Below are 14,860 nucleotides of genomic sequence, written 5' to 3' on the forward strand. Positions count from 1 at the left end.
AGTTTCCTATTCGGTGGGAAGGAAAATAAGGCGGCCGTCACGTAAGCGTCAATACCCGGGCACGCGAGACGCCCCCGAAGGCAACCAAAGCGTTACCTGCGGGGGCGTCTCCACGCGCGCGTGCTTCTGCTCGTCCTCGTCCTCGTACGCGTCGTCCCCGTACGCTCGCGTGCTTCCGCTTGTCGTTCCCGTACGCGTGCCGCTACTTGGTGAGGTCCGTCCTCGGCAGCGGGGTCGCCGCAGCCGACTGCGGCGAGGTCGTCGAGGCGAAGGCCGAAGGCGCGGCCATGCCCGCGGTCGGATCGGCGGCCGACTCCTCGGCCTGCGCCGGGACCCCGCCCACGATCCGGATGCCGGCCTCGTCCAGGCCCCGCTTGATCCGCCAGCGCAGCTCGCGCTCCACGCCCAGCGCCTTGCCCGGCATCGTCTTCGCCGAGACGCGGACGGTCATCGAGTCGAGGAGCACCTCGCTCAGACCGAGCACCTCCACCGGACCCCACAGGCGCTCGTTCCACGGCTCCTCCTTCGCCATGGACTCCGCCGCCTCGACGATCACGGACTTCACCCGATCCAGGTCCTCCGTCGGCCGGACGGTCACGTCCACGCCCGCCGTCGCCCAGCCCTGGCTGAGGTTCCCTATCCGCTTGATCTCGCCGTTGCGCACGTACCAGATCTCGCCGTCCACGCCCCGCAGCTTCGTCACCCGCAGGCCGACCTCCACGACCTCGCCGGAGGCCACGCCCGCGTCGACCGAGTCACCGACGCCGTACTGGTCCTCCAGGATCATGAAGACGCCCGACAGGAAGTCCGTCACCAGGTTCCGGGCGCCGAAACCGATCGCCACACCGGCCACACCGGCCGAGGCGAGCAGCGGCGCCAGGTCGATCTTGAAGGCGCCCAGGATCATCAGCCCGGCCGTGCCCAGGATCAGGAACGACGCCACCGAACGCAGGACCGAGCCGATCGCCTCCGAGCGCTGCCGCCGCCGCTCGGTGTTGACGAGGAGACCGCCGAGGGCCGTCCCCTCCACCGCCTGGGCCGAGCGGTTCATCCGCTCGATCAGCTTCGTCAGGGCGCGCCGGACCGCCATCCGCAGGAGCAGCGCGACGATCAGGATCAGCAGGATGCGCAGGCCGGTGTTCAGCCAGGTGGACCAGTTCTGCTCCACCCAGCTCGCCGCGTTCGTGGCCTTCTCCGCCGCCTCGTCGAGGGTCACCGGAATGGGCTCGGGTTCGGTGGCAGCCGCTCGGGCGGACCAAAACACGGGAGAACCTCCAGGCATCGCGTACGCAGACCATCCACAGTAACGGGGCGTCGGACGTGGTCCCGTAGCCCTGTTCGAGGGAGAGACCGACCTCACCCGGGCAAAGAGAAGGAGACATGCCGATGTGGTCGAGAACACGCCGGGCCCGTCACCCCGATCCCGGTACGTGGTGGCGTTCCGACCAGGCATGAGGAGAGACTGAGAGCAGTTCGTCCCGGCGCGAGCCACGCGCCGCCGGCGTCATAGGAGGCATCCGTGCCGCATGTCCTGGTCCTCAACGCGTCGTACGAGCCGCTCGGCGTCGTACCGCTCCGCCGCGCACTCGTCCTCGTCCTGGAGAACAAGGCTCTCTGCCTCGAGGAATCCGGCGCCTTCCTGCACAGCGAGACCCAAGTCGTCCCCGCGCCCAGCGTGGTGCGACTGAAGCGCTTCGTGCGGGTCCCCTACCGGGGGCCCGTTCCCTTGACCCGCAGAGCCCTCTTCGCCCGTGACGGCGGGCGCTGCATGTACTGCGGGGGTGTCGCGACCAGCGTCGACCACGTCATCCCGCGCAGCCGCGGGGGTACGCACGCCTGGGAGAACGTGGTGGCGGCCTGCCGCCGCTGCAACCACGTCAAGGCCGACCGGCACCTGCGCGAGATCGGCTGGCGGCTGCGCCACCAACCGGCCCCGCCGACCGGCCTGGCCTGGCGGATCATCGGGACCGGACACCGGGACCCCCGCTGGCTGCCGTACCTCCAGCCGTACGGAGCCGAGGATGTGATGGCCCGGATCGACTCCGTCGCCGACGCCCCAGTGAGGGCGCTGACGACGGGTTGAGCCGGGCCTTTCGCGTACGCGCGCGGGACTGGCGCGCGTACGCGGGGCGGGCACCGGCACGGGAGCGGCGGGCCCCTCAGGGGGCGGGCCGCTCTTCCGGCGTGCCCGTTCCCGGCGTGCCCGTTCCCGGCGTGCCCGTTCCCGGCGTGCCCGTCTCCGGTTCCGCCGGATCCGCGGCCGGCTCGCCGGTGGGCTCGTCCGCGGGCTTCTTCGGCGCGTCCTTCGGCGGGTCCTTCGGGGCCACCGCGTAGGTCTCCACCGACCAGAGCGAATAGCCGTACCGCGTCGCCCGCGTCTCCCCCTGCACCCGCAGGAAGCGGGTGTCCGCCGCGTCCATCCGGACCGACTCCCGGCCGCCCTTGCCGTCCGCGACCGTCGCCGCCGTGCGCCACACGCGCCCGTCGGCCGAGACCTGGACCCGGTAGCGGGAGGCGTACGCGTCCTGCCAGTGCAGCACCACCTGCCCTATCCGGGCCGGCTCGGGAAGCTCCAGCTGCCACCAGGCGCCGTCCTCCGCCGGGGAGGACCAGCGGGTGGCCGGATCGCCGTCCGCCGCCGAGGAGGCCGGGAAGTCCGCCGTCTCGTCGCCCGAGGAGGAGGCCGTCGCCGTCCGAGCCAGATCGGGGCCCGCCGTACGGGGGAAGGCCCGCACGGTCAGCACCCGCTCCTCGCCCGCGAAGGACACCGGCACCCGGTACGTGCCCGCGGGCGCGTCCGGCGCCACCGACACCTCCAGGGGAACGGTCGTCCGCGCGCCGCGTTCGACCACCGCCTGCTTCGGCAGCGCGACCGCGATCCCCTTGGGGGCCTTCGCCGTCAGCGGCCCGCGCACCTCGCCCGCGCGCAGACCCGACAGTTCCACGTCCACCCGCTGGGCCGGGCCGCCGATCTCCGCGTCCGTCTCCGTACGCGCCAGGTCGAGCCCCGCGCGAGGCCCGTCCGCGAACCACGGCACCAGCGAACGCACCTCGGGCGCCGGACCTCCGCCGCTCCACACCACCCGCAGCGCCTCGGCCCGCAGCCCGTCGAGTTCGGCCTGCGTCCAGCCGGACGCCGACAGCGGGCCGAGCGCCCGCCAGCCCTCGCCCGGGACGTACGCCTCCACGCGCGCGTCGCCCACGGCCCCGGTACCCGGCTCCGTCATCACCGTCAGGGCCTCCACGGGCCGCGCCCGGTCGAGCCGCACGGTGTACGAGTCGGTGGCGCGGTCGGGACGGGCCGCCGGGGTCCGGTCGGCGCCGGTCCAGGCCTTCGCCCGCTCCACCGCGCGCGTGAGGAACGGGTCGAGCACCCCGGCGCCGACCGTCACCAGGCTCCCCTTCAGCTCCTTGCGCAGCTCTTCGAGGCGCAGCTGCGCCCGCCAGGCCGCCGCACCGTCACCGGCCGCCTGGGCGACCAGCATGTCGACCGCCGCCTCGCCCGCCCGGCCGTACCGGGAGAGCTGCTCCAGCCAGGGGCCGGTCTCGTCGTCGAGGGTGCCGCCGGCGGTGCCGGAGAGCCGGCCGGGTGCCTCGCGCATCACCGTGAACGCGGCCCGCAGCTCCCGTGCCGCCTCGTCCCGCCGGGCGTCCGTGCCGGTGCCCGCGCCCGTGCGGGAGGCCCAGAAGGCCGCCAGGAGCGGCTTCAGGTACGCCGATTCGGCCGCCGGGTCGAGGATCGAGGAGGCGCCGTTCCCGGCGAGCGCACGCAGCGCCTCGCGGGCCGCGGGCTCCGGGCCCGCGAGGTCGTCGACGGCCGCCTGCCAGGACTCCAGCGGCCGGTAGCCGCGCGGGTTCCAGGCGTAGTCGGCGGTGGTGAAGAGCGGGACGCGGGAGGCCGCGGGCTGCTCCATCGCGAGCGCGAGGAAGGCGACGGAGCCGGCGGCCACGGCCGGCTCCCGGCCCGTGGCGGGACCGAGGAACAGCCGGTCCTGCGCGTAGTCGTTGACCGGGTAGTTGTCCATGGTGACCAGCGGATGGCGCAGGGCGCCCCGGGCCGTGGCCAGTTCGCCGCCGGTGATCGTGCGGGGCACGACGCCGACGCCGGTCCACGCCACCCGCACGTCCGTGTCGAGCGCCCGGGCGAGCTCCGTGCGGTACGCGGTGGTGCCGTCCTGGTAGTACTCCGTCGGCATCACCGTCAGCGGCTCGGCGTCCGGGTGCCGTTCGGCCAGGTGCCGGGCGACGGTGTTCGCCACGCGCGCGTGGGCGGCGGCCGCGGCCTCGGGACCGCGCCCGAAGGTGTCGGCGTCCCGGTCGCAGTGCCACTCGTCGTACGAGGCGTCCTGGAACTGGAGCTGGAAGGAGCGCACCCCGAGCTCCCACATCCCGTCCAGCTTCCGCGTCAGCGCCGCCATGTCACCCGCCGAGGACAGGCACATGGACTGGGCGGGCGCCACGGCCCAGCCGAGCGTCACGTGGTTGGCGCGGGCCCGCTCCGCGAGGGCGCGGAACTCGGCCTGCTGGGCGGCCGGGTAGGGCTCGCGCCACTGCGCCCCGCGGTACGGGTCGTCGCCGGGCGCGTACAGATAGCGGTTCTGCTTGGTCCGGCCCAGGAAGTCGATCTGGTCGAGCCGCTGTTCGGCGGTCCAAGGGGTCCCGTAGAACCCCTCGGTGATCCCGCGCTCGACCGTGCCCGGCCAGTCGCGCACGACGACCCCGGGGATCTCCCGGCCGGTGCCGAGGAGCTGACGCAGGGTCTGCACGGCGTGGAACAGGCCGTCCTCGCCCACCCCGTCCAGGACGACCGTGTCCCGGCCCTGGAGGCGGCCCGTGGCGAGCCGGTAGCCGCCGCGCGGCAGATCGATCCGGTCGGGCACCCGCAGGGCGCTCAGTGCGTCCTCGGCGGCCTCGCCGGAGGGCCCGGCGACCCGGAAGAGCGGCCCCCGGCCCGGGAGCCCGGTGTGGACGGTCCGCACCCCGGCGGCCCGCAGCAGCTCGCGCAGGGCGGCGAGGGCGTACGGATCGGCGTCGGCGTCCGCGAGCAGCGTCACCTCGTCCCCGAGGTGTACGGCGGGCCCGGAGCCGGTCAGGGACTGAGGGCGCGGCCAGACGGCGGGCACGCGCGGGGTGGCGGCGTCCGCGGTGATGGCGGCGTCCGCGGTGGTGGGGGAGGGGGCCGTGGGCGTCGGGGTCGTCGGTGTGGCCGGGTCCGCCGGAGCGAGCGGTGCCCGCGGCGCCGTCGGGGCGAACGGGACCGCCTTCGGGACCGCCTGCGCCGAGCCCGGCACCGCGCCGCCGAGGAGGCCGCCGATGACGGCGGCGGCGACGGCCGTCGCGGTGCGCTTCCTGCGCCCGAGGTGCCCGAGGTGCACGGAGTCTCCCTTCGGCCGGGGCCGCCGGCCGCTCGCCTGTTTGGTCACGAGTGGGTCACGAGCCCACCACCCGTCGCACTGAGGTGTCAATGCACGTGGCCGATGTGTCGGCTTTGCCCGGCGAGCCGTCGGCGAGGTGACGTCACTTCGCCACTTTCCGCCGGTAAAACGAGGTGCGGTGGGTAGGGCTCAGTCGTTACCCAGGTCCCACCTGTCGAGACGAATCGGGAGACCCCCGTGACCACGACCGCCCACCACCTCGGACGGATACGGATTCCGCAGCAGCCCGCCCCGGCCGGCGAACCGCTGACCAGCGAACCGCCGCTCCCCGACGCCGCGCCCCTCACCAGCGAACCGCCCCTGACCGTGGCGGCCCCCCTCACCAGCGAACCCACCGCCCCAGGAAGTGCGGGCACGGAGTCCCCCGGAGTGTGAAGTGACCCTGGCCCGTCTCGCCGCCCGTCACGGCGTCGCCACCGCCCACAGCCCCTCCGTGGGCGTCACCGTGCCCGTGCCGGACGCGACCGTGGTGGCCGTCCTCGGCGCCCTCGGAGTGGACGCGGCGACGCCGGAAGCGGTCGCCGCCGCCCTCGGCGCGGCCGAACGGGCCGACCGGGAGCGCCTGTTGCCCCCGACCCTGGTCCGATGGCGCGGCGAGGAACCCGCCCGCCCGCCGGCGGACCTGCCGCCCGGCACCCGGCTCCGGGTCACCACCGAGGACGGCGACGCCTTCACCGGCCAGGACTGGGGATGCCTTCCCCTCGGCGTCCACACGGTCCGGGCGCAGGCCCCCGACGGGCGCGCCGCCACCGCCACCCTGATCGTCAGCCCCGCGCGCGTGCCCGCCCCCGAGCGGCGCGCGTACGGGCTGCTCGTCCAGCTCTACTCGCTGCTCTCCACCCGCTCCTGGGGCATGGGCGACCTCGGCGACCTGCGCGAACTCGCCGGCTGGGCGGGCCGCACGCACGGCGCCGGTTTCATCCAGGTCAACCCGCTCCACGCGGGCGTGCCCGGGTCTCCGAGCGACCCCTCCCCGTACCGCCCCTCCTCGCGTCGCTTCCCCGACCCGGTCCATCTGCGGATCGAGGAGATCCCCGAGTACGCACTGATCGGCCCCGAGCGCCGCGAGGAGCTCGACCGGATCCTCGCCGAGGCCGCCGACCTGCGCGAGCGGGTCCTCGGCAAGGGCGCGGCGATCGACCGGGACGCCGTGTGGGAGGTCAAGCGGCGCGCCCTCGAACTCGTCGTCGGCGGCGTGGAACCCGGCCCCGGGCGGCGCGCCGACTTCCACGACTTCCTCGCCGCCCGCGGCCGCGCCCTGGAGGACCACGCCACCTACCAGGCCCTCGCCGAGCGCCACGGCCACCACTGGCGCAGCTGGCCCCGGGAGCTGCGCACACCGCGCGCCGCCGAGGCCGTCGTGCGCGACGACCCCGCCCTCGCCGCCCGGGTCGACTTCCACTGCAGGCTCGCCTGGCTGACGGACCGGCAGCTCGCCGACGCCGCGGCCGCCGCCCGCGAGGCCGGGATGGCGGTCGGGATCGTCCACGACCTGGCGGTCGGCGTCCACCCGGAGGGCTCCGACACGTGGGCCCAGCAGGACGCCTTCGCGGCCGGCATGTCGGTCGGCGCCCCGCCCGACGCCTTCAACTCCCGGGGCCAGGACTGGGGCCTGCCGCCCTGGCGGCCCGACGCCCTCGCCGCCGCGGGCTACGCCCCGTACCGGGGACTCCTGCGCGAACTCCTGCGCCACGCGGGCGCGCTGCGCATCGACCACGTGATGGGCCTGTTCCGGCTCTGGTGGGTGCCGGAGGGCAGCGAGCCCACCGAGGGCACGTACGTCCGGTACGACGCGGAGGCGATGCTCGCCGTCCTGGTCCTGGAGGCCCACCGCGCGGGCGCCCTCGTCATCGGCGAGGACCTCGGGACGGTCGAGCCGGGCGTACGGGAGAAGCTGGCCGCGCGCGGGGTGTTCGGCACCTCCGTGCTCTGGTTCGAGCGGGACTGGGCGGGTACCGGCCGCCCGCTGGACCCGGACGAGTGGCGCGCCGCGTGCGTGGCCACCGCCACCACCCACGACCTGCCCCCGACCGCGGCCCGGCTCTCCGGCGACCACGTCACCCTGCGGCACCGCCTCGGCCTGCTCTCCGGAGACCTGGAGCGCGAGCGGGCGGCGGACGCGGCCGACACCGCGGAGTGGCTGGGCCTGTTCCAGCGGCGCGGACTGCTCCCGGAGGGCCCGGGGGGCGAGGAGGCCGAGATCAGGGCCGTCCACCGGTTCCTGCTCGACACCCCCGCCCGGATGGTCGGGGTGTGGCTGCCGGACACGGTGGGGGACCGCAGACCGCAGAACCTGCCCGGCACCTGGGACGAGTACCCCAACTGGCGCCTGCCGCTCGCGGACGCGGACGGACAGCCGATCACCCTGGAGCGGCTCGCGGCCTCGCCCCGGGCGCACGCCCTGCTGCGCGAACTGCACGCGCGTACGAGCGGCCCCGACGCCCGTACGGCACCCCCGGGCGCGCGGTCCGATTAGGTGTTCGCTACGTTTGCACCGTGGACAAGAAGAACGCACTGCGCGCCGGCTCGCTCGCGGCCGGTACGACGCTGATGATGCTGCTCATGTCGTCCCCCGCGCTCGCGCTCACCCGCGACGACGGCGACGACCCGGCCCCCAAGCTGTCGGTCATCGAGACCCTCGGCCTCTTCGTGGCCGCACCGCTGGCGCTGTTCCTGGTGATCATCGGCCTGGTGATGGTGCTCGACAAGTCCAAGAAGGTCTGACCGCCTTCTCCTCCGCTTCGCCGAGGGCGCCGCACGGTACTCGTACCGTGCGGCGCCCTTGCGTGCGTTGAGCGGTACTCGTACCGTGCGGCGCCCTTGCGTGCGTTGAGCCCGTTCCAGGGCGTGCCCAGCGGCCTCCGGGGCCCGTTCGGGCCCCGGAGGGCCTCACGCCGTGGTCGCGAGCAGTTTGCGCAGCAGCCCGGCCAGCTGCTCCGCCTCCTCGGCGGTGAGCGCGCCCTCCAGGGCCGCCCGCTGCTCCCCGAGACCGGCCCCGACCGCCTGGTCCACCAGCTCCTTGCCGCGCTCGCTGAGGGTGACCCGCAACCCGCGGCGGTCGTTCGGGTCGGGGCTGCGGGTCAGCAGTCCGGCCTTCTCCAGCTTGTCGAGCCGGCCGGTCATCCCGCCGGTGGTGATCATCAGCGTGGCGGTCAGTTCGCGGGGTGAGAGCGTGTACGGCTCCCCGGAGCGGCGCAGGGTCGCGAGCACGTCGAACTCCCCGAGCGCCATGCCGTAGGGCGCGTACGCCTTGTCCACCTTGCCGCGCATGGCGTTGGCCAGTCGGTAGATCCGCCCGAAGACCGCCATGGGGACGGTGTCCAGGTCCGGGCGGACGGCCGCCCACTGGTCGGCGATCGCGTCGACGGCGTCGTGGGCGGGGGTCTGCGTGTCCATGGTTCCAGTCTTCCCTCCTTTCCTCCTCGATGGCAACTAAGCCACTTGCAAGTGAGTAGCTTAGTGGTAAGTTAATCACCGCCAAGCCAGTCCGGGGCCCACCGCACCGGCATCCGCATCAAGGGGGAAACCGTCATGTCCCGCAAGGCCGCCGTCGTCGCGCTGACCGCCCTGGCCCCGATCTCCTGGGGTTCCACCTACTTCGTCACCACGGAGTTCCTGCCGCCCGACCGGCCGCTCTTCACCGGCCTGATGCGTGCCCTGCCCGCCGGACTGATGCTCCTGGCGCTCACCCGCAAGCTCCCGCAGGGTGCCTGGTGGTGGAAGTCCGCGGTCCTCGGAGCCCTCAACATCGGCGCCTTCTTCCCGCTGCTCTTCCTCGCCGCCTACCGGCTCCCCGGCGGCATCGCCGCCGTCGTCGGCTCGGTCGGCCCGCTCTTCGTCGTCGGCCTGGCCGCCCTCTTCCTCGGCGAGAAGCCCACGGCGAAGACCCTGCTCACCGCCATCGCCGCCGCCTTCGGCGTCAGCCTGGTGGTCCTCAAGGCCGGGGCGGCGTTCGACACGATCGGTGTGCTCGCCGGACTGCTCTCCTCCCTGTCCATGTCGGCGGGTGTCGTCTTCACCAAGCGCTGGGGCCGCCCCGAGGGTGTCGGCGCCCTCGCGCTCACCGGCTGGCAGCTCACCGCCGGCGGCCTGGTCATCCTGCCGATCGCCTTCCTGATCGAAGGCGCCCCGCCGGCCCTGACCGGCACCAACCTGGCCGGCTACGCCTACCTCGCCCTCGGCAACACCGCGATCTCGTACTTCCTCTGGTTCCGCGGCATCGAGCGGCTCAGCGCCTCCTCGGTCACCCTCCTCGGCCCGCTCTCCCCGATCACCGCCGCGATCATCGGCTGGGCGGCGCTCGGCCAGGCGCTCGGTCCGGTGCAGCTGCTCGGCATGGTGATCGCCTTCGTCGCCACCCTGGCGGGCCAGCTGAGCCCCCGCACTCCGAAGGGACCCGAATCGTTCAGTGAAACTGAAAAGAACGGTCAGGAAGTTTCGATGGACCTGGAGGTTTCGGGGGTGCGACGGTAGGCGGCATGAGCCTGATCACCGCCGCACGTCACCCGACCACGACCGCCACCCGGAAGCCGGCGCCCGTCCGAGGCGCCGGCTTCGGCGTGCTCCTCGCCCTGCTCGCCACCGTCGTCTGGTCCGGCAGCTTCGTCGCCGCCCGCGCCCTGCACGACACCGTCCCGCCCGTCCAGGCCGCCTTCTGGCGCTGGATCGTGGCGATCCTCGTCGTCACCCCCCTCGCCGCCCGCGCCACCTGGCGGCAACGGCACCTGGTCCGTCGCCACCTCGGCTTCGTCGCCCTCGCCTCGCTGCTCGGCATCACCGTCTACAACACCCTCGTCAACCAGGCCGGACTCACCACCTCCGCCGGCAACATGGGCATGATCATGGCCGCCTCGCCGGTGATCATGGCGCTGTACGAGCGGTTCGGCGGCGCCCGGCTCGGCGCCCGGCGCGTGACGGGCATGGCGATCGCCTGTGCCGGAGTGCTGCTCCTGGTCGGCAAGGGCGCGCTTCCGGTCCGGCTCGGCGCCGGAGACCTGTGGATGTTCGCCGCGGCCCTCAGCTTCGCCTCGTACAGCGCCCTGCTCAAGCGCCGTCCCGACGGACTCGGCGGGGTCGTCTTCCTCTACGCGACCTTCCTCCTCGGCGCCCTGATGCTGCTTCCGGTGTACGCGGTCAGCCTCGCGACCCAGGGCGGTTTCGCGCCCACGACCGGCACCGTCGGCCCGCTCGTCTACGTCGGCGTGTTCTCCTCCGCCGTCGCCTTCTTCGCCTGGAACAAGGCCATCGGCCTCATCGGCGCCGCCCGCGCCGGGATCGTCTACTACCTCCAGCCCGTCTGCGTCGCCCTCCTCTCGTACGCCCTCCTCGGTGAGCGGCTCGGCCTCCTCGGCGGCGCGAGCATGGCCCTCATCCTCGGCGGAGTGGCGCTGAGCTCCGCCCGATAGGTTGCGCCCCATGACCGAGTGGGACATCAAGAAGCTCCAGATCCTCCGCACCCTCCGTGACCGCGGCACCGTCACCGCGACCGCGGAGGCGCTGCTCATGACCCCCTCGGCCGTGTCGCAGCAGCTCACCAACCTCGCCAAACAGCTCGGCGTACGGCTCCTGGAAGCCCAGGGCCGCCGGGTTCGCCTCACCGACGCCGCCCATCTGGTGCTGCGGCACGCGGAGGTGGTCTTCGCCCAGCTGGAGCGCGCCGACGCCGAACTCGACGGCTATCTGCGGGGCGAGGCCGGACAGGTGCGGGTGGCGGCGTTCTCGACGTCCGTGCCCGCCCTCCTGGTGCCCGCCGTACGGCAGTTGCGGAGCGCGCACCCGGGGCTCGACGTCCGGATCCGGGAGGCCGAGGCGGCGGAGGCGTACGAACTGCTCTCGGCCGGCGAGGTCGATCTGGCACTCTCGCTCGCCGCGCACGCCCCCTCCGTGCGCGACCCCAAGTTCAGCCGGGTCCCGCTGCTCGCCGACCCCCTCGACGTGGCCCTGCCCGCCGGGCACCCGCAGGCCGACGCGCCGGGACTGCGGCTCGCCGACCTCGCCGCCGAGCCGTGGATCTTCGGCGGCTCCGGCCCGTGGTCGGAGATCACCACCGCCGCCTGCGAGGCCGCCGGCTTCGTGCCCGAGCAGGCGCACAGCGCCTCCGGCTGGACCGCGATCCTCGCCATGGTCGAGGCCGGGATGGGCGTCGCCCTGGTGCCCCGGATGGCCTCGGCGGAACGCCGGGGCGGCGCCGGGGTCGTCATGCGCGTCCTCGCGGCCGACCAGCCGCGCCGCCATGTCGTCGCGGCGGTACGGCGCGGGGCGGAGGAGGGCCCGGCGGTGGCCAGGGTGCTCGCCGCGCTCCGGCAGGCGGCCGCCCAACGGGAAACCGTTCAGCAGAACTGAAGATGTCTGTCGAAAACATTCGATGGACCGACCAGGTGCTCCGAGCGCACAGTCGACGCATGACCTTCGAGACGAGCCAGGACCCGCACGCCAACGACGCCGCCCCCTACTCCGGCGGCGACCCGTACGCCGACTACCGGACCGGTGACTTCCCCTTCACCGAGCTCGTCGACCTCGCGGACCGGCGCCTCGGCGCCGGGGTCGTCGCCGCGAACGACGAGTTCTTCGCCGAGCGCGAGAACCTCCTCGTCCGCGAGCGGGCCGTCTTCGACCCGGAGCACTTCGGCCACAAGGGCAAGATCATGGACGGCTGGGAGACCCGCCGCCGCCGTGGCGCCGACGCCGAGAACGTCTTCCCCGCCCCCGAGGACCACGACTGGGCGATCGTCCGGCTCGGCGCCCCCGGCGTGATCCGCGGCATCATCGTCGACACCGCCCACTTCCGCGGCAACTACCCGCAGCGCGTGAGCATCCAGGCCACCTCGGTGGAAGGCTCGCCCAGCCCCGAGGAACTGCTCGACGCCAAGTGGGAGGAGCTCGTCCCGCCGACCCCCGTCCGGGGCCACGCCGCCAACGGCTTCACCATCACCGCCGAGCGCCGCTGGACCCACCTCCGGGTCTGCCAGCACCCCGACGGCGGCATCGCCCGCCTCCGCGTCCACGGCGAGGTCGTGCCCGACCCCGAGTGGCTGGAGCTGCTCGGCACCCTCGACCTCATCTCCGTACTCAACGGCGGTTCGTACGAGGACGCCTCGGACAAGTTCTACTCCTCGCCGACCCAGATCATCCTGCCCGGCACCTCCCGCAAGATGGACGACGGCTGGGAGAACCGCCGCCGCCGGGTGCGCGGCACCAACGACTGGGTGCGCTTCCGGCTCGCCGCGCAGAGCGCCGTCCGCGCCGTCGAGATCGACACCGCCTACCTCAAGGGCAACTCGGCGGGCTGGATCGCCCTCCAGGGGCGCAACGGTGAGACGGGGGAGTGGTTCGAGATCATCCCCCGGACCAAGCTCCAGCCCGACACCCTCCACCGCTTCAAGCTGCCCGCCCAGGCCGTCGTCACCCATGTCCGCCTGGACGCCTTCCCCGACGGCGGCGTCGCCCGGATGCGGCTGCACGGGGCGCTGACGGAGCAGGGCGCGGCCGATCTGCGCGCCCGGTTCACCGCACTCGGCGGCTGAGCGAGGCCGAGAGCCACAGGACTTCCGCCCGGCGGCGCGGCCGCGCGCCGACGCCCGCCCGCCGGGCGGACCTCACGGCAGGTTCTCGATGATCGGTACGCGTCATGATGATCAGTAGGGTGATCCGAATGACACGCCTTCGAAGAACCGCCCTGCGCTGGGGAGTTCGGCTCACCGCCGTCCTGGCGCTGCTCGCCGGCACGGTGACCGTGGCCGCGGCCGACACCGTGGACCCGGCCACCGCGCCGCCGGTGCGCACCATCACGTACAACGTCTGCGGCGCGCACGTCTGCCAGAGCGACCTCGACCCGGCGACCTGGACGGCCCGACTCCGTGACCAGACGCTTGCCTGGGACACGGACGCCCTCATGCTCCAGGAGTTGTGCTTCGGGCAGTGGGCCGCCCTGCGCGACGCCCTCCCCGGCTACAGCGGCGTGTGGACCTCCACCACGACCGACCCCGACTGCGCCAAGTGGTCGCCCACCGACACCCGGTTCGGCCTCGGCGTCTTCGTCAAGGCCCCGGCCGTGGAGCGGTACGCGGCGAACCTGACCGTCCCGGCGAACACGGAGGCCCGCGCGGTGCTCTGCGCGCGCGGCCCGGTCGACGGCCGTACGACCCTGGCCTGCACCACCCACCTCGCCCAGTACATCAAGCCGGACAACGGCTCCGCGCAGGCGATCGCGAAGATCGACACCTGGGCCGCGGGAGTCCCGGTGATCCTGGGCACCGACCTCAACGCGGGCACGGAACCGGTCTACGACCCCGCCCTGGACCCGATACGGCGCGGCGGCCCCGGCACCGGACCGTTCGCCGAGGCCGACGAGAACGACCGGGAATTCTTCACCGAGGAGTGCGTCACGAGCGGCGCCACCTCCTGCCGTTCCGGCGAGGCCACGGTGGCCAGCGGCAGGAAGTTCGACCACGTCTTCCTCACCGCGGGCGACTTCCACACCGTACGGGCCGACGCGCTCGAACCCGAGTCGCCCGGCACCAAGCCGCTCTCCGACCACAAGCTGCTGCGCGCCGCCGCCCACCCCGAGACCCGCGCGGGCTCCGGCACCGGCGGCGACCTCACCGGCGACGGCCGACCGGACTTCCTGGCCGCCAAGGACGACGGCAACCTGCGCCTCTACTCCGGCACCGGCGGCGGCGGTGTCGGCGTCCAGCGCCAGATCGGCACCGGCGGCTGGGCCACCGCGGTGATCAGCCACCGCGGCGACTGGACCGGCGACGGCCGCGAGGACGTCGTCGCCCGGATCGGCGACGACCTGTGGGTCTACCCCAACACCGGCAGCGGCGAGCTCGGCACCCGGATCGCCATGGGCGGCCGCCCCACCGGCTGGACGAACATCACCCCGTTCGCGGCCGGTGACGTGGACGGCGACGGCCTGCCCGACGTCCTCGTCCGCAGCGTGACCGGCCTGTGGCTGCACCGCGGCGGCCCCGCCGTCGACGGCCGGCCGACCTTCGCCGCCAAGGCCGCGCTGCAGATCGGCGACTCCGAGTGGGCCGGCTACGACGTGCTCCTGCCCGGCGACGTGACCGGCGACGCCAAGGCCGACGTATGGGGCCGCGACCGGGCCACCGGCGAGCTCAAGCTGTACGCGAGCCGGGGCGGCCTGCACCTGGCCGACCCGGTGGACCTCACCGGCGGCCCGTGGACCGCGGCCGACCGCCGTCTCTCCGTCTCGGCCGGCGACGTGACCGGCGACGGCCTCCCGGACCTGTGGACCACCCGTACCTCCGGCACCGCCGAGAACCTGGAGTTCCTCCCGGGCACGCCCACCGGACTCGGCAGCCCGACGACCATCGGCACCGGCGGCTGGCAGTGGATGAAGGCCCTGGGCTGATCCACCGGAACGCCGGTACGCCGAAGGGGCCCCGGACCGCGTCGGTCCG

12 protein-coding genes are annotated in these 14,860 nt (G+C 73.9%); 9 read left to right on the forward strand and 3 right to left on the reverse strand.

Features of this window, described 5'->3' with window-relative positions; all coding sequences use genetic code 11:
* Window positions 1-202 precede the first annotated feature (202 nt).
* Complete coding sequence (locus OG259_RS27130; RefSeq protein ID WP_443052022.1) at window positions 203-1,282, reverse strand: mechanosensitive ion channel family protein; 1,080 nt, start codon at window positions 1,280-1,282, stop codon at window positions 203-205.
* A 237-nt stretch (window positions 1,283-1,519) separates the two neighbouring features.
* Here OG259_RS27130 and OG259_RS27135 point away from each other — a divergent pair, with 237 nt between their 5' ends.
* Window positions 1,520-2,083, forward strand: a complete 564-nt coding sequence (locus OG259_RS27135; RefSeq protein ID WP_030325842.1) for an HNH endonuclease — start codon at window positions 1,520-1,522, stop codon at window positions 2,081-2,083.
* A 76-nt stretch (window positions 2,084-2,159) separates the two neighbouring features.
* On the opposite strand, the gene OG259_RS27140 is transcribed toward OG259_RS27135, so the two are convergent.
* Window positions 2,160-5,375, reverse strand: a complete 3,216-nt coding sequence (locus OG259_RS27140) for a beta-N-acetylglucosaminidase domain-containing protein (RefSeq protein ID WP_328944633.1) — start codon at window positions 5,373-5,375, stop codon at window positions 2,160-2,162.
* A gap of 237 nt (window positions 5,376-5,612) precedes the next feature.
* Between OG259_RS27140 and OG259_RS27145 the strand changes: the two genes are divergently transcribed.
* Genes OG259_RS27145 through OG259_RS27155 form a run of 3 tightly spaced genes read left to right on the forward strand, consistent with a single transcriptional unit; the run spans window position 5,613 to window position 8,159 of the window.
* A complete protein-coding gene (locus OG259_RS27145; RefSeq protein WP_328947340.1) occupies window positions 5,613-5,810 on the forward strand; it encodes a hypothetical protein in 198 nt (65 codons plus the stop codon).
* A 1-nt stretch (window position 5,811) separates the two neighbouring features.
* Window positions 5,812-7,911, forward strand: coding sequence for a 4-alpha-glucanotransferase (malQ, locus tag OG259_RS27150; protein ID WP_328944634.1), 2,100 nt, complete (start codon window positions 5,812-5,814; stop codon window positions 7,909-7,911).
* A gap of 20 nt (window positions 7,912-7,931) precedes the next feature.
* Complete coding sequence (locus tag OG259_RS27155) at window positions 7,932-8,159, forward strand: hypothetical protein (protein WP_266891942.1); 228 nt, start codon at window positions 7,932-7,934, stop codon at window positions 8,157-8,159.
* Between the two features lie 165 nt (window positions 8,160-8,324).
* Here the strand turns inward: OG259_RS27155 and OG259_RS27160 are convergent, their stop codons facing one another.
* Entirely contained in the window at window positions 8,325-8,831 is a 507-nt protein-coding gene (locus OG259_RS27160; protein ID WP_328944635.1) for a MarR family winged helix-turn-helix transcriptional regulator, read from the reverse strand.
* A gap of 135 nt (window positions 8,832-8,966) precedes the next feature.
* Between OG259_RS27160 and OG259_RS27165 the strand changes: the two genes are divergently transcribed.
* From OG259_RS27165 to OG259_RS27185, 5 genes are all read left to right on the forward strand, one after another.
* Window positions 8,967-9,908 carry an EamA family transporter gene (locus OG259_RS27165; protein WP_328944636.1) on the forward strand — a complete coding sequence of 314 codons (942 nt, stop codon included), beginning with the start codon at window positions 8,967-8,969 and terminating at the stop codon, window positions 9,906-9,908.
* 5 nt (window positions 9,909-9,913) lie between these two features.
* A complete protein-coding gene (locus OG259_RS27170; RefSeq protein ID WP_443052024.1) occupies window positions 9,914-10,840 on the forward strand; it encodes a DMT family transporter in 927 nt (308 codons plus the stop codon).
* 10 nt (window positions 10,841-10,850) lie between these two features.
* Window positions 10,851-11,777: a LysR family transcriptional regulator gene (locus tag OG259_RS27175; RefSeq protein WP_266891936.1), complete on the forward strand. Its 927-nt coding sequence runs from the start codon at window positions 10,851-10,853 to the stop codon at window positions 11,775-11,777.
* 59 nt (window positions 11,778-11,836) lie between these two features.
* The gene (gene alc / locus OG259_RS27180) at window positions 11,837-12,958 is read left to right on the forward strand and encodes an allantoicase (protein ID WP_328944637.1); all 1,122 of its coding nucleotides are present in this window, start codon (window positions 11,837-11,839) and stop codon (window positions 12,956-12,958) included.
* Between the two features lie 128 nt (window positions 12,959-13,086).
* Complete coding sequence (locus OG259_RS27185) at window positions 13,087-14,811, forward strand: VCBS repeat-containing protein (protein WP_328944638.1); 1,725 nt, start codon at window positions 13,087-13,089, stop codon at window positions 14,809-14,811.
* Window positions 14,812-14,860: the final 49 nt, after the last annotated feature.

This window comes from Streptomyces sp. NBC_00250 (assembly GCF_036192275.1).
Classification (GTDB): Bacteria; Actinomycetota; Actinomycetes; order Streptomycetales; family Streptomycetaceae; genus Streptomyces.

Coding starts and splice junctions, on each gene's coding strand:
- OG259_RS27130 (WP_443052022.1), bottom strand. CDS start 1,282: ATGCCTGGAGGTTCTCCCGTGTTTTGGTCCGCCCGAGCGGCTGCCACC.
- OG259_RS27160 (WP_328944635.1), bottom strand. CDS start 8,831: ATGGACACGCAGACCCCCGCCCACGACGCCGTCGACGCGATCGCCGAC.
- OG259_RS27165 (WP_328944636.1), top strand. CDS start 8,967: ATGTCCCGCAAGGCCGCCGTCGTCGCGCTGACCGCCCTGGCCCCGATC.
- OG259_RS27170 (WP_443052024.1), top strand. CDS start 9,914: ATGAGCCTGATCACCGCCGCACGTCACCCGACCACGACCGCCACCCGG.
- OG259_RS27175 (WP_266891936.1), top strand. CDS start 10,851: ATGACCGAGTGGGACATCAAGAAGCTCCAGATCCTCCGCACCCTCCGT.
- alc (WP_328944637.1), top strand. CDS start 11,837: ATGACCTTCGAGACGAGCCAGGACCCGCACGCCAACGACGCCGCCCCC.
- OG259_RS27185 (WP_328944638.1), top strand. CDS start 13,087: ATGACACGCCTTCGAAGAACCGCCCTGCGCTGGGGAGTTCGGCTCACC.